We start from the raw sequence: 19,535 nt of genomic DNA, 5'->3' as shown, positions 1-19,535 counted from the left end.
AAACCAGGGAAACGCGTGTTCGGTGTTGTGTGAACATGCAACTAATCTGACGCAGAATCCTTCTTGTCCAGTAAGTACGACCAGGTCAGGCTGACGACGTGAAAACTCCAAGTCCATCCCCCAGCGGTACCGGCAAGACGCCGTCGGGCCGCCTCGACCGCTACTTCCGCGTCTCCGAGCGCGGGTCCACCCTCGGCACCGAGGTGCGGGGCGGTCTGGCGACCTTCTTCGCCATGGCCTACATCGTCGTCCTCAACCCGCTGATCATCGGTACGGCCGAGGACGTCAACGGAGAGACCCTGGGCATCCCCCAGGTGGCCGCCGTCACCGCCCTGGTCGCCGCGATCTCCTGCGTGCTCATGGGTGTGGTCAGCCGCTACCCCTTCGCGATCGCGGCGGGCATGGGGCTCAACGCCGTCGTCGCCTACGGCATCGCGCCGGTCATGCCCTGGTCCGACGTCTTCCTGCTGATCGTCATCGAGGGCGTGCTGCTGCTGATCCTGGTGCTCACCGGGTTCCGCACCGCGGTCTTCGCCGCCATCCCGCCCGGCCTCAAGGTCGCCATCGCCGTCGGAGTGGGCCTCTTCCTGGCCCTGGTCGGCCTGGTCAACGCCGGTTTCGTGCAGGCCGGTGAGGGCACCCCCGTCCAGCTCGGCAACGGCGGCCTCCAGGGCTGGCCGATCCTGATCTTCGTCATCGGCCTGCTGATCACCGTCGCGCTGTACGTGCGCAAGGTGCCGGGCTCGATGCTCATCGGCATCATCGTCTCCACGGCCGTCGCCCTCCTCGTGGAGTCGCTGTTCGGCGGCGGCGACAACCGCCTCGGCTGGAGCCTGACGGTCCCGACCCTGTCCACCGGCGGGGGAGTGGTGGCGGTCCCCGACTTCTCGCTCGTCGGCATGTTCGCCGACGGCGGTCTCGACGTGTTCTCCCGCTGGGCCGACATCGGCATCGCCACCGTGGTCATGCTGATCTTCACGCTGCTGCTCGCCGACTTCTTCGACACCATGGGCACCATGGTCGGCGTCGCCCACCAGGGCGACCTGGCCGACGAGGACGGCAACATCCGGGGCTCCCGCGAGGTGCTGGCCGCCGACTCCCTCGGCACGATCCTGGGCGGTCTGGGCTCGGCCTCGGTCGCCACCATCTACGCCGAGTCCGCCGCGGGCGTCGGCGAGGGCGCCCGCACCGGCATCGCGCCGATCGTCACCGGCACCCTGATGATGCTGGCCACCCTGTTCACCCCGCTGGTGAACCTGGTGCCCTTCGAGGCCGCCACGCCGGTGCTGGTGATCGTGGGGTTCATGATGATGGTCCAGGTCGTCAACATCGACTTCACGGACCCGGCCCTGGGCCTGGGGTCCTTCATGGCGATCATCATGATGCCCTTCACCTACTCGATCGCCAACGGCATCGGGTTCGGCCTGCTGACCTACGCCTTCGTCAGCCTGGTCACGGGCAAGGGGCGCCAGGTCCACCCGCTGCTATGGCTGATCTCGCTGGTCTTCCTGGTCCACTTCGCCGAGGCGCCGATCAACGCCCTGATCAGCTGAGGCACGGCTTTCCGGCCGTCCGGGAATTCCGGCGGCGGTGAACGGCGTTGACTCCAGTGATGAGTCAACGCCGTTTACTTATTTGCCCGCTTTGTCCACCCGGCCGGGATCGAAGCCGACCGCCGATGGCCGCATCAGTCCCTCCCCACGCGCTCGCGGGGAGGGACTGATGCGGCGTATCGCCATGTTCCGGTCCCTGGCCAACCGCAACTACCGGCTGTACGCCCTGGGCCAGCTGCTGTCCAACCCCGGCACGTGGATGCAGCGCATCGCACAGGACTGGCTGGTCCTCCAGCTCAGCGGGGGCAGCGGCATCGCGCTCGGCATGACCACCGCCCTCCAGTTCCTGCCGCTGCTCCTCTTCGGGCTGTGGGGCGGGGCGCTGGTCGACCGGCTGGACAAGCGCAGGTTGCTGGTGTGCACCCAGGCCGCCATGGGCGTGCTCGCGGTCGGCCTCGGAATCCTGGCCACCGCGGGGGCCGCGCAGGTCTGGCACGTGTACCTGTTCGCCTTCGGGCTCGGCCTGATCACCGTGCTCGACAACCCCGGGCGGCAGGCCTTCGTCCCGGAGATGGTCGACCGGGAGCACCTGTCCAACGCCATCGCGCTCAACAGCGCCAGCTTCCAGCTCGGCCGGGTGACCGGTCCGGCCGTCGCCGGTCTGCTCATCGCCGTCATCGGCAGCGGACCGGTCTTCCTCATCAACGGCGCGTCGTTCGGGTTCACCATCCTCGCGCTGACGATGATCCGCACCTCCGAGCTCAATCCCACCGAGCGGGTGGCCCGGGGCAAGGGGCAGATCCGGGAGGGGCTGCGCTACATCGGCGGCAGGCGCGACCTGGTCCTGCTGCTGGTGCTGGCCGCCGCCACGCAGTTCTTCGGCGCCAACAGCCAGAACCAGATCGCGCTGATGGTCAACAACGTGTTCGAGGCCGGGGCCGACGCGTTCGGCGTGGCCGCCGCCTTCCTGGCCGTCGGCGCCCTCGCCGGCGCCCTGCTGGCCGCCCGCCGCGACCGGCCCCGGCTGCGGCTGGTGCTGATCGGGTCGCTGGCCTTCGGCGCGCTCCAGGTCGTCGCGGGGCTCATGCCCGGCTACGTGCCGTTCGTCCTGGTGCTGGTGCCCATGGGCGTGGCCTTCATGACGTACGTGACCACGCTCAACGCCACCTTCCAGCTCAGCGTCGACCCGCGGATGCGCGGGCGCGTCATGAGCATGTTCCTGCTGGTGTTCATGGGTGTGGCGCCCATCGGCGCGCCCGTGGTGGGCCTGCTCGCCGACGCCTTCGGCCCGGAGACGAGCCTGGTCATCGGCGGCGCGGTGACCCTCGTGGTCGTCACGGTCATCTCCGCCCTGCTCTTCCGGGCCAAGGGCGTGCGCCCGCGCGACGTGCTCCCGGGGCGGCGCCCCTCCGCGGACGCGGAGGCCGCCGAGGAGGGGCCCGCGGAGAACGCGGGCGAGCGTGGGGAGGCCCCGGAGGCGGAGCGCGAGCGGGTGGACGCCGAGCGCCTCCCGGACGGCTCCACCCGGGTCCGCCTCGTCCCGGACGAGGACGGGACCCGGCCGGACACGGTCACCCGCGCCTGAGACCCCCGGTCGTGCCCCGCCGTCCTCGGGGCACGACCGGGACGGCCGTCCCGGCCCTTCGGGGCCCGTGTCAGCCCCGCCGGACCGGCCGCCAGCGGGCCCGGCAGGGCTCCGGCCGACCCTCGCGCAACGGGCCCGACACCAAGGGCGGACCGCAGTCCCGGGCAGACCGCGGCCCCCGGGCAGAATGGGGGCCATGAGACTGTTCGCGGCACTGGACCCGCCCCCCGACACGGCGCACGCGCTGCGCCGGGCCGTCGACCGGGGCCGCGGCCACACCCCCGGTCTGCGCTGGGCCGATCCCGGCGAATGGCACCTCACCCTGGTCTTCCTCGGCGAGGTGGACGAGGCCCTCCTGCCCGCGCTCGACGACGCCCTCGGCCGGGAGGCCCGCGCGCACCGGCCCTTCCACATCACCGCCGAGGGCTGGGGGTCCTTCCCCGGCGACCTCCGCCGCGCCTCCGTGCTCTGGGCCGGGCTCGACGGCGACACCGCGTCCCTGCGCGCCCTCGCCGACGGACTGCGCGCCGCCGCCGCGGGGGTCGGCGTGCCCGTCGAAAACCGGGCCTACGTGCCGCACATCACGGTGGCCCGCAGCCGTCCCGCGCGCGACCTCACCGGAACCGCCGACGCGCTGGGCGCACTGCCCGGCCGCGGGTGGCGGGTCCGCGAGGCGCACCTGGTGGAGAGCAGACCGGAGCGGGAGGACCGCTACCGAACCGTCCGGACCTGGGAGTTAGGCTGGGAGGCGGACCCCACCCGACCTCCTGAGCGGAGCGCGTCATGAGCATGCTCACCAACAACCGCAAGCAGCGCTGGCTGCTGCCCGTGGTTCTGGGAGGCATCATGCTCCTCGTGCTCCTGGGCGCCCTCGTCGGCTGACCGGCGGCCCGCGTGCCCCGGCGGGCTTGACCTTGACACCAGCGTCAGGGTTCTAGCGTGCCGCCATGAACTCCTCGACGACCGCCACCGGCCGCGTGCGGGGCCCGGGCTGGCTGGTGTGCCTGCTGCTGACCGTCTTCGCGATCGGCACCGACGACCTCGTCATCGCCGGGCTGCTGCCCGACATCGCGCGCGACCTGGGGGTGGGCCTCCCCGCGGCCGGACAGCTGGTGACGGTCTTCTCCCTCACCTACGCCGTCGCCGCTCCTCCGCTGGCCGTGGCCACCGCCCGGCTTCCGCGCAGGGCCCTGGTCCTCGGCGGGCTCGGGCTGTTCGCCTTGGCCAACCTGGTGACCGCGCTGGCGCCCTCCTACGCCGTCCTGATGGCGCTGCGCGTGCTCACCGCGCTCGTGGCCGCCGCCGTGACCCCGGCGGCCTTCTCCATGGCGGCCCGGCTCTCCCCGCCCGAGCGGACCGGCCGCGCCATGGGCGCGGTCGCGGCCGGGCTCACCGTCGCCCTCTTCCTCGGCGTGCCCGTCGGCACCCTTCTGGGCTCCGCCTTCGGCTGGCGCTCGGCCTTCGTCTTCGTCGGCCTGTTCTCCCTGGGGGTGCTCGCCGTCTCCGCCCTCCTCCTGCCCGGCCTCCCCGGGGCCCGGGAGAGCGGTCTCGGAGACCAGCTGCGCCAGCTCGGCCGTCCGGCGGTGCTGGCCTGCGTGGCCGGAACGGTCGTCGGCGCGGGCTGCGGGTACATGGCCTACACCTACATCGCCCCCCTCACCCGGGCCCTGACGGGCGCGGACGGCGCCGCGCTGGCCCCGCTGCTCGCGGTCGCGGGGGTCTCCGGCGCCCTCGGCACCCTCCTGTGCGGCCGAGCCACCGACCGGTGGGGCGCGGACCGCGTGCTGCTGGCCGCTTTCGCCGGACTGGTCGCGGCCAACGCCCTCCTGGCCGCTCTCGGCCTCCTGGGCGGGGGAGCCGTCCCGGTCGCGGCGCTCGCCGCGCTGCTGGCCCTGTGGGGCTTCACGGCCTGGGGGTTCGCCGCCCCCATGAACGCGCGGATCCTCGGCCTCGCCGGGAACGCGGGCACCGAGGCCGTGGCGCTCAACACCAGCGGGCTCTACGTCGGCGTCGCGGCGGCGGGCGCGGCCGGGGGCGCCGCGCTCTCCGGGTACGGCGCCACCGGGGTGGCGGTGACGGCCACCGGTGTCGGGCTGGCCGCGCTCGCGGTCATGGCCGCCTCCGTACGGCTCTTCCCCACCGGGGCGCCCTCCACTCCGCCCGCCTCCGCGCCTACCCTGGACGGGGGCGACCACGGGAGGCGGAATGCGGATCGGTGAACTGGCCGAGCGGACCGGGGTGAGCACGCGCGCCCTGCGGTACTACGAACAGCGCGGCCTGCTCGCCTCCGAGCGCGCCGCCAACGGCTACCGGGAGTACCCGCCCGAGGCGGTGAACCGGGTGCACGGGATCCGGCTGCTCCTGGACTCCGGGCTCACCTCGGACGACGTCCGCGAGCTGCGCGGGTGCCTGGCACTGGACCTGGTCAACGAACCCGAGTGCGCCGAGGCCGTCGAGCTGTACGAGAACAGGCTCCGGGCCGTGCGCGAGCGCATCGACGTCCTGACCCGCACACGCGACCGTTTGGAACGGCACCTGGACGACGCCGGGACGGGCGGGGGACCCGGCTGACTCCCACCGCTCGGAGGACGCCGCCGGGATCGCGCCGTGGCCGCGCCGGGGCCGTGCGGCGGACCCTCGCCGCCCCGGGGCCGCTCCGTGCGCGCTCCGGCGGACCCCGGTCACGCGGAGGCGGCGGCCAGGCTCACCGCGCGCGTGATCAGGTCCGCGTTGTCGTGCGCCTCCCCGCCGCCGGGCAGCCGCATGGTGTCCTCCAACCCCATCCGGATGTCGTAGCCCGAGGCCACCGCCGACTCCAGGACCGGCCAGGCCGTCGCGTCGGCCCCGTGCAGCAGCCGCGGCTGGTTCGCCCCCGCCCGGTCCAGCAGGGAGCAGATCGCCTCGGCGTTGCGCCGGGCGTCCTCCACCGCGACCTGAGTGGGCTCCACCAGGACCGCCGCCACCCTGAGCTTCGTGGCGACGAGGATGCGCGCGGCCTCCACCGTCCACACCCCGGCCTCCACCCCGATCCTTCGGTCCTCCAGCAGGTGCGCCAGGTCCACCGAGCCCGCCTCGTGCAGGTTCACGGTGACCGAGTCCGGCAGCGCCGACGAGGCCCAGCGCTGCACCAGGTCGTAGCGCCGCCACGGATCGGACTCCGCCGACAGCGACGTGGTCAGCGACACCGGCACCCGCGGCCCGTCGGCGCGCAGCCGCTCCATGAGCGGGCCCACCACCTGGGGCGCCAGCGACTCGGCCCCGGTGGGGTCGCGCGGATGCAGGTGCAGCTCGGTCGCGCCCGCCGCCACCACCGCGTGCGCGTCCGCCACCACCTGGTCGACGGACACGGGCAGGGCGGGGTGCGCTCCGGGGCGGCGGTCCCCGTTGAGACAGGCGACGATCCTCATGGGTGCCCTCCTAACGGCGCTCCGTAAGCCCAATGTGCCCGTTACCGCACGGGTACAAGCCATCCGTGGCGTTCCCTGGCAGGATGTCGGTCATGAGAACTCCGCTCGTTCTTGCCGCCGCAGCCCTCTTCGCGACCCTCCCGGCCGCCCCTGCCCTGGCCTACCCCGAGGACCCGAGCGACCCCGGTACCGGTGGTGTCGACTATCCCCGCGGAGGCGAGGGGCCCGAGGGCTCCGAGATCGCCTTCGAGTTCCAGGACCCGAAGATCTCCGAATCCAGCGGAATCGCCCCCTCCCTGCTGCACGAAGGCGTGTGGTGGACACACAACGACAGCGGTGAGCACCTGAACGAGGTGTACGCGGTCGACGAGGAGGGCCGCACGCTCGCCACGGTCACGCTGAACCTGGACCGCCGCGACTGGGAGGCGATCACGGTCGCCGAGGCCCCCGACGGGACGCCGTCGGTCCTGGTGGCCGACATCGGCGACAACTTCGACGGGGGCTGGCCCGACGTCAGCGTCCACCGCTTCCCCGAACCCGAGGCGCTCGCCGACACGGCGGTCGACCCGCAGGTGTTCACCTTCACCTACGAGGACGGGGGACGCGACGCCGAGTCGCTGATGGTCGACCCCCGCGACGGCCGGATGTACGTGGTGTCCAAGGAGTTCTCCGGCGGCCTGTACGCGGCGCCCGAGGACCTCGAACCCGGGGCCGAGCACGTCCTGGAGCGGATCGACTCGGCGCCCCTGTTCGCCACCGACGCCGCCTTCAGCCCGGACGGCAGCCGCTACGTGGTCCGCACCTACTGGGGGGCCACGGTCTACGACGCCACCGAGGGCGTGCCCGGCTCCTCCCTGGGCGCCTTCGACCTGCCCGAGTCCGACCAGGGCGAGGCCGTCGCCTTCACCCCCGACGGCACCGCCCTCATGGCCGGGACCGAGGGGCCCGGGGCGCCGGTCTGGCGGATCCCCCTGGAGGACCGCTACCTCGCCGAGGAGCCCCCGGTGCGGGAGGTCTCCGCGCAGGAGTCCCCCGCGGGGGAGGGCGGGACCGTCGAGCCCGAGACGCGTGGGGCGCTGCCCTTCATCGTGGGCGGCGGCGCGGTCGCCGCGCTGGTCATCGTCGCGATCGTCCTGCTGGCCCGACGGGGCTGACCCCTGCCCCTACCCCTCGGGCTGCGGGTCCAGGAAGTGCTCGCGCGCCAGGAAGGCGTGCCGGGAGAAGTCGGTGAACACGCCGTCCACCCCGGCCTCGAAGAAGGCCTCGTACTCGGCGGCGAAGGACCCGTAGTCGCCCGGCCCGCCTTCCGATCTCAGCTCCGCGGGGAGGAAGTGGTTCTCGCTGCGGAACGTGTACGGGTGCACCAGGAGCCCGGCCGCGTGCGCGTTCTCCACCAGGTCGGTCGGCTCCCCGAGCACCCCGTCCTCGACGGGCACGACCAGGCTCTTGGCCGGGCCGATCGCGTGCGCGAACGTCGCCACCTCGGCCAGGCCCTCCGGCGTGGTGTGGTGCAGCCAGTGCTCCTCCGCGCCCATGAGGTAGACCAGCGGCAGCTCCGTCACGGCCAGCTTGCGCAGGCTCTCGGCCTCGAAGGACTGGAGGAACACCGGTACCAGCGGCTCCGGGCCCGTCAGCCCCGACTCACGCAGGGCCCCGATCAGCACCGGCTCCAGCTCCAGGCCCTGCGCCTCGTGGTAGGCGGGGTGCTTGGTCTCGGGGTAGATCCCGATCGGGCGGCCCAGCTCCTTGGTCAGCGCCAGTGCCAGCTCGACGACCTCCTCCAGGGTCGGGATCCCGTAGGTCCCGTCCATCACGGCGTTGTCCGCGCGCACGTCCTTGAGGCGCTCCACCGCGCGCAGGGTCCGGATCTCCTCCAGCGTGAAGTCCTGGGCGAAGAACCCGGTCACCTCGCGCCCGTCGACGGTGCGCGTGGTGCGCCGGTCGGCGAACTCGGGGTGCTCGGCCACGTCCGTGGTCCCGCCGATCTCCTGCTCGTGGCGGCAGACCAGCCTCCCGTCCCTGGTCGAGACCAGGTCCATCTCGATGAAGTCGCCGCCGTGCCGGGCCCCCAGCTCGTAGGAGGCCAGCGTGTGCTCGGGGCGGTGCCCCGACGCACCGCGGTGCGAGATGATCTTGATGGGGGGTTCCTTCTTGTTCCTGCGCACAGCCGAACCGTCCTGAGAAGCGAGATGCCGGGAAAAGGGGGAGGCCGACCCGACGCGGGTCGGCCTCCATTGTGCAACGCGGGGCGAACGGGTCAGGACAGCTCGGTGAGCACGTGGTCCACGCACTCGGTGAGCGCGCGCACGTCGTCCGGGTCGATCGCCGGGAACATGGCCACGCGCAGCTGGTTGCGGCCCAGCTTGCGGTAGGGCTCGGTGTCGACCACGCCGTTGGCGCGCAGGACCCTGGCCACCGCGGCGGCGTCCACGTCGTCGCTGAAGTCGATGGTGCCGACCACCTGCGAGCGCTTGGCCGGGTCGGTGACGAACGGCGTCGCGACCGGCGACTTCTCCGCCCAGTCGTAGAGGACCGAGGAGGACTCGGCGGTGCGCGCCACGGTCCACTCCAGGCCGCCCTGGCCGTTCATCCACTCCAGCTGCTCGGCGAGCAGCAGCAGCGTGGCCACGGCCGGGGTGTTGTAGGTCTGGTCCTTGCGGGAGTTGTCGACGGCCGTGGGCAGCGAGAAGAACTCCGGCACGTAGCGGCCGCTCGCCGCGATCTCCTCCACGCGGGCCAGGGCCCGGGGCGACATGACGGCCAGCCACAGCCCGCCGTCGGCGGCGAAGCTCTTCTGCGGCGCGAAGTAGTAGACGTCGGTCTCGGCGATGTCGACCGGCAGGCCGCCCGCTCCGCTGGTGGCGTCCACCAGGACGAGCGCGTCCTCGTCGGCGCCCGCCACGCGCCTGATGGGCGCGGCCACACCGGTGGACGTCTCGTTGTGGGTCAGCGCGTACACGTCCACACCGGCCTCGGCCACGGGCTCGCCGTGGCTGCCCGGGTCGGTGCTGATGACGGTGGGCTCCTGGAGCCAGGGCGCGCCCTTGGCGACCTTCGCGAACTTGCTGGAGAACTCTCCGAAGGCCAGGTGCTGGGACTTCTCGCGCAGCAGGCCGTGCGCGGCGATGTCCCAGAAGGCGGTGGTGCCGCCGTTGCCCAGGACCACCTCGTAGCCGTCGGGGAGGGAGAACAGCTCGCTCACCCCGGCGCGTACCCGGGAGACCAGGGACTTGACCGGCTTCTGCCGGTGGGAGGTGCCCATGTAGCGGGAGCCGGAGGCGGCCAGGGCCTCGATCTGGGCGGGGCGGACTTTGGACGGGCCACTGCCGAAACGGCCGTCGGAGGGCAGCAGGTTCGCGGGGATCTGAATCTCGTCGGTCACGCCCACCAGCGTAGTGGCGGCGGAGGCGGCGGGGCCGGTCAGGGCCGCTGTTGGGACGCCCGAAACGACGCTGGGGAGCGGACGCTATGTCACGTTCCCAAAGGTTCTGGCCGGTATAGGCCAGTCGCATTTCCATTCATACAGGTGCATTTTCCGCTAGGAGTGCGGTCTTATGGGAGGGGTTTCGGGGGGAACGCCAGAACACGACGCGCGATACGGAGGGCATCCACACGTGGCCGCCAGCAGCACCGACCCCGAGGCCGCCCGCGGGCGTGAGGGCAGCGCCTTCCTGAGGGTCTTCGACGCCCTGCGCGTGCGCCCCACCCGGGCCGACGCCCGCCTCGTGGGCAGGATGGAGCGGCGGGCCGCCCGCAGGCTCCCCGTCGGCAACCGCGGCGGCGCCCAGCGCGGCGACGTGGCCGAGCCCCCGCCCGTGCTCGACCTGGAGCTGGAGGAGGGTGCCGACCGCGACGCCCTGCTGGAGGTGCTCACCGAGCGCTGCGGCGACCAGCCGGTCTGGCGGCTGCCCCTGAGCCGGTCCGGCGCCCCCGCGCACGAGGCGCGGTCCCGGCCGCACGAGGCCTACGCCACCACCGAGGAGCTCTACGACCTCATGTCGGGCCTCCTGGCCGAGGCCGACGCCGTACGGCCCTCCGGCAGGCGCTGGCGCAGGCCCCCGCCCTGGCCCCGCTTCGAGCGGCTGCGCTCCCTGCTGTGGCTGCGCGTGTGCAGGCTCGGCGCCATCCGCTCCGCGGTCTCGGGGGAGGAGGTCGTCCAGGACGAGGCCGACCTCGACGCCAACGCCAAGGCGCAGATCTACGTCGTCGCCGAGCTGAGCAGGGCCAAGCTCGAACACGGCCGGGGCGCGGACCGCGACGCCGACCGGGCGGTGCGGGACGCCGGGGCCGTGCGCCGCTACCCCCACCGCCTGCGCTCGGGCCTGCGCGGCCTCTACGACCGCGCCTTCCAGCGGACCGCCGTGTTCGTCGCCCGCCTCACCGGCCGGGTGACCTTCGGCAAGGCCGACACGCACGTGCTCACCCCCTGGGGCTTCCTCCTCAACCTCGCCACCCTGGCCGCGCCCGTCATCCTGGGCGGTGTCGTCGCCGGTGTCTTCGGGCTCGTGCTCCAGGGGCTGAACAACCTGGTCACGGTGGGCGTGGCCCTGCTGCTGGCGGTCGTCTACGCCTGCCTCGGCCTCTTCCTCGTCCTGCCCTGGCGCTCCTACCGCTGGCTCAACCACCACCGGTACGTGGTGGACACCCAGGCGGCCAGCGAGGACAAGGAGTCGGTCCCCCGCAACCACCGCGCCCGCGGCGTCCACGTCCTCAACCTGCTCAACCGCCGCCGGCTCACCGGGCGCCTCGTCCGCGACCCCGGGGCCGACGAGGGGCGCGGCGAGCCGGACGGGGCCGGGGACGGCCGCCGTCCCGAGCGCCCCGACACCACGCCCGCGCACGACGGCTGGTGGGAGTCCCTGACCGCACGCCGCCGACGGCACGCGGTCGTCACGGTCGTGCCCCCGCAGGAGCGGCCCGAGCGCGAGGGGGACGACGCCGCCGAACGCCCGCGCGGGGAGCGCCCGCCCGGCGTCCACCGGCTCGCCGTCAACGCCTTCCTCGACGACCTCGCGCACACCCACGGCGGCTCCCCGGGACGCCGCTCGCCCTCCCCGCGCCGCGGGCGCCGCCAGCGCCCCGTGCTCCTCGTGGACCAGGCCCGCCTCGACCGGGTCGGCCGCTACCTGGTCCGCCTCGTCGAGGACGAACGGCTGCGCCGCGCCTTCCCCGACCCCCTGCTCGTCGTGCAGGTGCGCGACCGCGGCGCCCGGCCGCTGGCGGACGACCGGGTGGACGTCTCCCGCTACCCCACGCTGCCCGAGGCCGAGAACGGCAGCCGTCCCGAGGAGGCGGTGTCGCGGTGGCTGCGCGAGCGCCACGCCGCCGGGGTGCTGGGCCGCTCCCGGCTGCTCACCCAGCGGGTCCCGGCCGACTCCGCCGCCTGGGCGGGCAACCCCGATCCGCCCGAGAGCAACCGGGTGCTCACCGCCGGGGCGGTCACCGGGGTCGCCGCCATGGCGACCGCCGCGGTCACCGCCGTCGCCGTCCTGGCGCTGTGGGTGGTCGGCCCGGTCGTGGCCGAGCGCTTCAACCCGTGCGCGTCGGGCGGGGTCTGGACACCCCGGGGCATCGAACGGCACGGCAAGGACTGCGTCGGGGTGACCTTCGGCGACTTCGTCTTCCACGAGCGCCTGCGCGAGGTCACCGAGCGCATCCGCGAGCAGAACGAGCGGATCGACGAGGACGACGAGAACCACGTCACCATCGCCTACGTCGCCGAACTCAGCGTCACCGGGGCCAGCGACCTGACCCTGGCCGGGGTCCAGGGCGAACTGCTGGGCCTGGCCCACCAACAGGCCGAGCACAACGCCTCGGGCGACGCCTCCCTGCCTCGGATCAAGATCCTGCTCGCCAACACCGGCGAGGGCTGGCGGTACGCGCGCGAGACCGCCGAGACGATCGTCGAACGCGCCCGGGACGAGGGCCTTGGCATGGACCGGCCCGTGGCCGCCGTCGGCTTCGGGCACAGCGTCCAGCCCAACACCGAGGCCGTCCGCGTCCTCAGCGGGGCCCGGATCCCCATGGTCGGCACCACCGCCACCTTCGACGACGTGGCCATGGAGACCTCGGGAAAGTACAGCCAGTACTTCTTCCCCGTGGCGCCCTCCAACACCCGCCTGGCCGAACAGGCCGCCCTGTGGTCCTACCGCGGCGTGCCGTGGACGGGCGAGGGGCTGGCCGAGGGGGAGGAGCCCGAGTCCCTGGGCCCCGCCCGCACCGCCGTGGCCATCGCCGACAACCAGGAGGGGGAGAGCTACGGCCCCCACCTGGCGGTGGAGTTCATGAACGCCTTCCGCTCCCTGGGCGGCCAGTACTGGACGGACGGCGCAGAGACGGAACCGGTCACCCTCGCCGACGACAGCACCGGCCCCTTCCCCGGCGTGCTGCCCTACCAGGACGGCGGCCCCACCCAGGCCGACCAGCTGTCGCGTGTGTGCGCCGAGGACCCGCCCGACGTCATCTACTTCGCGGGCCGCTCCACCGACTTCATGGACTTCCACAACCAGGTCCAGGAGGAGGGGATGTGCGTGGAGGCCGGGGTCGACATCCTCGGCGGGGATGACATCGCCAAGTTCGTCACCGACCACGCCGAGACGCTCGGCCACGCCTCCGGGTACCCCGTCTTCTACACCCCGCTCGCCGCCAGCGGCGCCTGGAGCCAGTACACGCAGGCCAGCGAACGCTCCTTCTACAACGACGCCCGGACCCTCATCGGGGATCTCTACCCCGACCAGGAGGAGGACGGGGAGACCGAGGAGGAGCCGGAGCGGGGGACCGACGCCGAGGCCGTGGCGGCCGACGGCGGAATGCCCTCGATCACCCACGCCGCCATCGCCAACGACGCGCTCAAGGTGGTCTCGCGCGCGCTGCGGGGCATCTCCCACCCCCTTCCCGAGAGCGCCGGGCCCCAGGAGGGCTCAGCCGCGCCCACCGAGCGGCCCTCGCCGTTCCTGGGCACCGACACCGGGTACGAGCAGGAGCAGCAGGCGCTCGTGGAGAACATCCAGGGCACGCACAACCTGTCCGCCGTCTCCGGCTACCTCGGCTTCGGGGAGCCCTCCGAGGGCAACTGGTACCGCGACCGCATGGTCCAGCTCGTCGTGGTCGGTCCGCTCGGCTCGGACGGCGAACGCCAGCACGTGATCGCCGCCTGCGGCCAGGTCAGCACGGGCACGGTCGACCCCGGACCGGCGTGCGCCTGACGCGCGGGTCCGGGTGGCGCGCGCGGCACCCGACGCGAGAGGATGCCCCGTGTGGACCACCAAGACCCCGCCGAACTGCGCAAACCGTACCTGGGCGCGCCCCTGAGGCGCTCCGGGCTCGCCGACCACCCCATGACGCAGTTCCACCTGTGGTTCGACGAGGCCTACGACTCCGGCCTGGCCGAACCCAACGCCATGGTCCTGGCGTCCGTCGAGCCCTCGGGCATGCCCCGCGCCCGCACCGTGCTGATGAAGGGCTACGACAGCACGGGACTGCGCTTCTTCACCAACTACACCTCGCGCAAGGGGTTGGCCCTGGAGGCCGACCCGCGCGCCAGCGCGGTCTTCCCCTGGCACGCCGTCCGGCGCCAGGTCCTGCTGGCCGGACGGGTGGAGCGGCTCAGCGACGAGGAGAACGACCGCTACTTCGCCTCGCGCCCGCGCGGCTCCCAGCTGGGCGCCTGGGCCAGCGAGCGCCAGTCGCGGCCGGTGGCGGACCGGGCCGAGCTCGACCGGCTCTACCGGGAGTTCGACACGGTCTGGGCCGCCGAGGAGGAGATCCCCCGGCCCGCCTACTGGGGCGGCTTCCGGCTCGTGCCCAGCGAGGTGGAGTTCTGGCAGGGCGGCGCCGACCGCATGCACGACCGGTTCCGCTACCTGCGCGAGCCCGACGGCTCCTGGAGCGTCGAGCGCCTGGCCCCCTGACCGGGCCGTCGGGTGACGCGCTCGTGCCGAGCCGCTCCCGAGAGTGATCTTGGCCGCTTCGTACGCGAGTTCGGGGGACCGTTCCCGCAGGTGGGCGTCGACCCGGCACCCCTCCGGCGCACGCGGTGGGCTGGAAGGCCCCCGTCGGCGTGACCAAGTGCCCTTGCGGCGCGGGGCAGAACGTATCCGCATCGTGAGACCGGGCAGAAATCCGGGCGCCCCGCGCCGCGATATGCTTGCGTGTATCGGTGGTCGCTCCCGCGGTCCTGCGGACGCCCCGGTCCCCACTCGGCCCCTGGGAATCACGTCGCCCCGGCCTGTGTTGTGAGAGACCCGCCGTGCCCGTCGTGACCGCGCGCCGGGCACAGAGCCTTGGGAGGGGAGACTTGACCGCACACGGGCTGATCGACACCACGGAGATGTACCTCCGTACGGTCTTCGAGCTCGAAGAGGAGGGCATCGTCCCGCTTCGGGCCCGTATCGCCGAACGCCTGCACCAGAGCGGCCCCACGGTGAGCCAGACCGTGGCCCGCATGGAGCGCGACGGCCTGCTGCGGGTGGAGAACGACAGGCACCTGGTCATGACCGCCGAGGGGCGCCGTCTGGCCACCCACGTCATGCGCAAGCACCGGCTCGCCGAGCGCCTGCTCGTGGACGTCATCGGACTCCCCTGGGAGGACGTGCACATCGAGGCCTGCCGCTGGGAGCACGTCATCTCCGAGGCGGTGGAGGAGCGTCTGGTCACGCTGCTCAACGCCCCCTCGGTCTGCCCGCACGGCAACCCGATCCCGGGCCTGGACGAGCTGGGCCTGGAGGACTACTCCCCCGAGCCCTTCACCGACGACTCCATCGTCCCGATGATCGACGTCGCCGGGAACAGCGAGACGACGGTCACCGTGCGGCGTATCAGCGAGCAGATCCAGTCGGACGCCGACATCATGCTCACCTTGCGCCGATCCGGGGTACAACCGGGACAGGAAGTGGTCTTGCGAGCCTCTGACGACGGGGTCCGCGTGATCGACGGTGAGACCGGGGAAACCGAGCTCTCGGCGCTCGTCGCCGGGCACATCTTCGTCGCCAAGCCGTGAACCGTACGGACGCGTTGATTGGTTGCTCATCAGGATTGTCACATTGCGCTGCGGGAACGTTGACGGTGTTGCTACGCTCGCCCCAAGGTGCGGTCGTTCGGGGTACCCGGAGCGGGCATGTATGCAGCTCATGACGGCGAGGTGGCGGCTAGATGACACGGTGGGGTGAGCCCTTCCCCAAGGGTGACGCGCTCGCCGCGGCCGCCGTGGCGGACCAGGCGCAGATCGCCATCGTCGTCATCGACCGCGCCAGCCTCCTGCGCTACTGGAACCCCTTCGCGCGCGAGCTGTTCGGGTTCGTGGGCGGTCGCGACTACGTCGGCCTCTCCCTGCTCGACATCGGCATCCACGAGTCCGACCGCGAGCACGCCTCCCAGCTGGCCCGGCGCGTCCTGCGCGGGGAGCCGTGGGAGGGCACCTTCGCCGTGCTCCGGGGCGACTCGACCTGGATCCACGTGCGCGCCCAGGCCGTGCCCATGCGCGACGAGTCCGGCGAGATCGACGGCATCACCCTGATCGCCAGGGAGGCGCTGCGCAGCGGACGGGTGGAGGAGCAGTACGGCCTGCTGGAGCGCATCGGCAGCCGCCTGACCAGCTCGCTGGAGTTCGACTCCACGGTCAGGGGGGTCGCGGGCATCCTCGTGCCGCAGTTCGCCGACCACTGCTTCATCGACCTCTACGACCGCGACCGCCTGGTCAGACAGGTGTCGGTGCACGCCGAGGGGTGGACGCCCCCGCCGCGCACCTGGTTCGAGGTCGGCGACGAGGTCCGCTACCCCGAACGCCACTTCGTCACCCAGGCCCTGCGCCGCCTGGAGACGGTGGTCAGCAGCGAGTACCTGTTCGAGAACTCGCCCAGCACGCGCTCCGACCAGGTCTCGCGCCAGGTCGGCGTCACCTCCGCCATCGCCGCCCCGCTGCGGGCCCGCGGCGAGGTGCTGGGCGTGCTCACCCTGGCGCTGTCCGGACTCTCACCGCGGCAGAAGAGCACCTACGGGGGCTTCGACCGCGACCTCGTCGGCGCCATCGCCTCCCGGGTGGCCCTGGCCATCGACAACGCCCGCCTGTTCGAGCAGGAGCGCAGCACCGCGCTGGCCTTCCAGCGCAGCCTGCTGCCCAGCAGCCTGCCCCGGCTGGACGGGCTGACCGCGGCCCACCGCTACCTGCCCGCGGGGCCGCTGCGCTCCGACGGGTACGGGGTCCAGACCCAGATCGGCGGAGACTTCTACGACGCCATCCCGCTCTCCGCCGGACGAGTGGGACTGGTCATCGGCGACGTCGAGGGCCGCGGCCCGCACGCCGCCGCCGTCATGGGCCAGTTGCGCGCCGCGTTGCGCGCCTTCGCCCAGGCCGACCGCGAGCCCGCCGACATCCTGCGCGAACTCGACGAGTGGGTCCGCCAGCTGGGCCAGGAGGACGAGGAGGGCGGCACCTGGATTCCCAGCGTCAGCTGCCTGTACATGGTCTACGACGCCTGGTCGCGCGAGCTGTCCTACGCCAACGCCGGGCACGCGCCCCCGCTGCTGGTCACTTCCGAGTCGGTGGAGAAGATCGACTTGGAGGTCACCGACCGCATGCTGGGCGTGCGGGCCAAGGGCGGATCGGGCGAGGACGTGGTCTACCACCAGGCCAACCTGCGCCTGCCCATCGGCGCCACCCTGGTCCTGTACACCGACGGGCTCGTGGACAGGCGGCCGGCCGGGGGCAGCGCGGACCCCGAGAGCGCCTTCGAGCTGCTGTCGGAGCGGGTGGCCGAGGTCGCCGACAAGGACGTGGACCAGATCGCCGAGGCGGCCGCGCACAGCGTTCCGGGCGAACACCACGACGACACCGCGCTGCTGGTCGTGCGCACCCACTCCGAGGAGCTGGCGCTGCGCGAGGGCTGGTTCCCCTCGGAGGCCTCCACCGTGGGCGAGGCCCGCCACATGGCGGCCCACACCTTCAGCGAATGGGGGGTGGACCGCGACCAGGCCGAGCTGGCCTGCCTGCTGGTCTCGGAGATCGTCACCAACGTCGTCATCCACGCCACCCCGCACCCGGTGCACCGCGAGTTCACCGGCGGAGGGGTGCTGGACTCCGAGACCCCGCTCGACGCGGTGGCCGACGAGTTCGACGAGGACTGGAGCGACCTGCTGGAGGCGGTGGCCGAGGAGACCGACGAACCCGCCGAGGAGGCGGGGGAGAAGGAGTTCCTGCTGCGGCTGCGGCGGGGCGCGAACACGGTGTGGGTGGAGGTCTTCGACAACGACCTGCGCCTGCCCCGCATCCGCAGCGCCGCCGCCGACGACGAGGGCGGCCGCGGCCTGTACCTGGTCGAGCAGCTGGCCAGCCGGTGGGGGGCGCGGCCGACCCCGGACGGCAAGGCGGTCTGGTTCGAGATGCCCATGCACTCCGAGGAGACCGGGGAGCGGGAGAAGGCCGAGGACGCCGAGAAGGCCGGGCAGGACTAGTCTCCCGCCGCAGCCTCCGGGCCCGGCGCAGTCGTGGAACCGCCGCGACGCGCCGGGCCCGTCCCTTCGGCGGCTAGCGCCAGGACCAGGCCCACAGCAGCAGGCACAGGAAGACGAAGAAGACCACGATTCCGCTGGTGGTCCACGGGATGTGGACCCGGGGCCGGAGTTTGCGCACCCCGATCACGAGCAGCACGACCAGCAGGCCCATGACGATGAGGCCGTCCCAAGCACCGCTCATTCCAGCTCCGACTCTTCTGGGGAGGGGGTTGTGCGGTCACAGTCCCAGGCCGCGCCCCACGATCTCCTTCATGATCTCGGTGGTGCCACCGTAGATCGTCTGGATGCGGGTGTCCTGCCAGGCCCGTGCCACCGGGTATTCCATCATGTACCCGTACCCGCCGTGAAGCTGGAGGCACCGGTCCATCACCTTGTTGCACAGTTCGGTGGTCCACCACTTGGCCATGGCGGCGTCCTCCACGGTCAGCTCACCACGGTTGAGCAGGCCGATGCCGCGGTCCACGTAGGTGCGGGCGATGTCCACCTCGGTGGCCAACTCGGCCAGGACGAAACGGGTGTTCTGGAAGCGCCCAATCGGACGGCCGAAGGCGGTCCGCTCCCGGCAGTAGGCGATGGTGTGCTGGAGCACCGCGTCGGCGGAGGCCACCGCGCAGGTGGCGATGGACAGCCGCTCCTGGGGCAGGTTCTCCATCAGGTGGACGAACCCGCCGCCCTCCCGGCCGATGAGGTTGGCCGCCGGGACACGCACGTCGTCGAAGAACAGCTCGGCGGTGTCCTGCGCCTTCATGCCGATCTTGTCGAGGTTGCGGCCCCGGCCGAACCCGGGGGCGCCGCGCTCCACCGCGATCAGCGAGAAGCCCTGCGCGCCCGCGTCGGGGTCGGTCCGGGCGACCACGATCACCAGGTCGGCGTTGACGCCGTTGGTGATGAAGGTCTTGGACCCGTTGACGACGTACTCGTCGCCGTCGCGCACCGCCGAGGTGGTGATGCCCTGGAGGTCGCTGCCCGCGCCGGGCTCGGTCATGGCGATGGCGGTGATCAGCTCGCCGCTGGCGAACCCCGGCAGCCAGCGCCTCTTCTGCCCGTCGTCGGTCAGGTCGACCATGTACGGGGCCATGACGTCGTTCTGGAGGGTGATCCCCAGGCCGCTGGCGCGGGCCCGGCAGATCTCCTCGTTGACGATGGTGTTGTAGCGGAAGTCCCGCAGCCCGGTGCCGCCGTACTCCTCGGGCACGCCGTGGCCGAGCAGGCCGACCTCGCCCGCCCTGGTCCACACCCCGCGTGGCACGATCCCGTCCTTCTCCCACTCCGGATGGTGCGGTGTGACCTCGCGCTTGAGGAACTCGGCCACCGACGCGCGGAAGAGGTCGTGGTCGGCGTCGAAGAGATCCCGCTTCATGCTCTGCTCCGGGGTGTCGGGGATTCCTGCGTGACGCCACAGTAACCGAACCAAATTCGGTTTTGAAGGGGACAGTCCAAGCCCCGGCAAAGTTCCCGTGCCCGTCAGCGCCCGTGCGGCGG

Annotated in this window: 15 protein-coding genes; 10 read left to right on the top strand and 5 right to left on the bottom strand. The window is 72.6% G+C overall.

The annotated features are described in order from the left end of the window. Positions 1 to 98: 98 nt before the first annotated feature. The 5 genes from ACSTA4_RS26030 (at position 99) to ACSTA4_RS26010 (ending at position 5,709) form a co-directional block, all read left to right on the top strand. Positions 99 to 1,553: an NCS2 family permease gene (locus tag ACSTA4_RS26030; RefSeq protein ID WP_444961384.1), complete on the top strand. Its 1,455-nt coding sequence runs from the start codon at positions 99 to 101 to the stop codon at positions 1,551 to 1,553. 169 nt (positions 1,554 to 1,722) lie between these two features. Then, positions 1,723 to 3,138 carry an MFS transporter gene (locus ACSTA4_RS26025; RefSeq protein WP_444961383.1) on the top strand — a complete coding sequence of 472 codons (1,416 nt, stop codon included), beginning with the start codon at positions 1,723 to 1,725 and terminating at the stop codon, positions 3,136 to 3,138. A gap of 196 nt (positions 3,139 to 3,334) precedes the next feature. Next, positions 3,335 to 3,925, top strand: a complete 591-nt coding sequence (gene thpR / locus ACSTA4_RS26020; protein WP_444961382.1) for an RNA 2',3'-cyclic phosphodiesterase — start codon at positions 3,335 to 3,337, stop codon at positions 3,923 to 3,925. 160 nt (positions 3,926 to 4,085) lie between these two features. After that, the gene (locus ACSTA4_RS26015; protein WP_444961381.1) at positions 4,086 to 5,357 is read left to right on the top strand and encodes an MFS transporter; all 1,272 of its coding nucleotides are present in this window, start codon (positions 4,086 to 4,088) and stop codon (positions 5,355 to 5,357) included. Next, complete coding sequence (locus ACSTA4_RS26010; protein WP_248772187.1) at positions 5,344 to 5,709, top strand: MerR family transcriptional regulator; 366 nt, start codon at positions 5,344 to 5,346, stop codon at positions 5,707 to 5,709. The genes ACSTA4_RS26015 and ACSTA4_RS26010 overlap by 14 nt, the downstream gene beginning before the upstream one ends. A 110-nt stretch (positions 5,710 to 5,819) precedes the next feature. On the opposite strand, the gene ACSTA4_RS26005 is transcribed toward ACSTA4_RS26010, so the two are convergent. After that, positions 5,820 to 6,545, bottom strand: a complete 726-nt coding sequence (locus tag ACSTA4_RS26005; protein ID WP_444961380.1) for a 3-keto-5-aminohexanoate cleavage protein — start codon at positions 6,543 to 6,545, stop codon at positions 5,820 to 5,822. A gap of 92 nt (positions 6,546 to 6,637) precedes the next feature. Between ACSTA4_RS26005 and ACSTA4_RS26000 the strand changes: the two genes are divergently transcribed. Further along, entirely contained in the window at positions 6,638 to 7,699 is a 1,062-nt protein-coding gene (locus tag ACSTA4_RS26000) for a hypothetical protein (RefSeq protein WP_444961379.1), read from the top strand. 9 nt (positions 7,700 to 7,708) lie between these two features. On the opposite strand, the gene ACSTA4_RS25995 is transcribed toward ACSTA4_RS26000, so the two are convergent. Beyond that, positions 7,709 to 8,710, bottom strand: a complete 1,002-nt coding sequence (locus ACSTA4_RS25995; RefSeq protein WP_444961378.1) for a glycerophosphodiester phosphodiesterase family protein — start codon at positions 8,708 to 8,710, stop codon at positions 7,709 to 7,711. A 92-nt stretch (positions 8,711 to 8,802) separates the two neighbouring features. Further along, positions 8,803 to 9,933 (bottom strand): phosphoserine transaminase, encoded by a 1,131-nt coding sequence (serC, locus tag ACSTA4_RS25990; RefSeq protein WP_248772183.1) that lies wholly within the window; start codon positions 9,931 to 9,933, stop codon positions 8,803 to 8,805. Between the two features lie 226 nt (positions 9,934 to 10,159). Between serC and ACSTA4_RS25985 the strand changes: the two genes are divergently transcribed. The 4 genes from ACSTA4_RS25985 to ACSTA4_RS25970 all read left to right on the top strand — a co-directional run bounded on the left by ACSTA4_RS25985 (position 10,160) and on the right by ACSTA4_RS25970 (position 17,993). After that, positions 10,160 to 13,750 (top strand): ABC transporter substrate-binding protein, encoded by a 3,591-nt coding sequence (locus ACSTA4_RS25985; RefSeq protein ID WP_444961377.1) that lies wholly within the window; start codon positions 10,160 to 10,162, stop codon positions 13,748 to 13,750. 51 nt (positions 13,751 to 13,801) lie between these two features. Beyond that, positions 13,802 to 14,455, top strand: a complete 654-nt coding sequence (pdxH, locus tag ACSTA4_RS25980) for a pyridoxamine 5'-phosphate oxidase (RefSeq protein ID WP_212642644.1) — start codon at positions 13,802 to 13,804, stop codon at positions 14,453 to 14,455. Between the two features lie 386 nt (positions 14,456 to 14,841). Beyond that, positions 14,842 to 15,543 (top strand): metal-dependent transcriptional regulator, encoded by a 702-nt coding sequence (locus ACSTA4_RS25975; protein WP_017563554.1) that lies wholly within the window; start codon positions 14,842 to 14,844, stop codon positions 15,541 to 15,543. A 152-nt stretch (positions 15,544 to 15,695) separates the two neighbouring features. After that, positions 15,696 to 17,993, top strand: a complete 2,298-nt coding sequence (locus tag ACSTA4_RS25970) for a SpoIIE family protein phosphatase (protein WP_444961376.1) — start codon at positions 15,696 to 15,698, stop codon at positions 17,991 to 17,993. 73 nt (positions 17,994 to 18,066) lie between these two features. On the opposite strand, the gene ACSTA4_RS25965 is transcribed toward ACSTA4_RS25970, so the two are convergent. Together ACSTA4_RS25965 and ACSTA4_RS25960 are read right to left on the bottom strand one after the other, a co-directional pair. After that, positions 18,067 to 18,234, bottom strand: a complete 168-nt coding sequence (locus tag ACSTA4_RS25965) for a hypothetical protein (protein ID WP_013155167.1) — start codon at positions 18,232 to 18,234, stop codon at positions 18,067 to 18,069. Between the two features lie 36 nt (positions 18,235 to 18,270). Next, on the bottom strand, positions 18,271 to 19,413 hold the full coding sequence (locus tag ACSTA4_RS25960) for an acyl-CoA dehydrogenase family protein (protein ID WP_444961375.1): 1,143 nt from the start codon (positions 19,411 to 19,413) through the stop codon (positions 18,271 to 18,273). Between the last annotated feature and the right edge of the window lie 122 nt (positions 19,414 to 19,535).

It is taken from the genome of Nocardiopsis sp. M1B1 (assembly GCF_052466615.1).
This window is presented reverse-complemented; position numbering and strand designations above follow the sequence as displayed.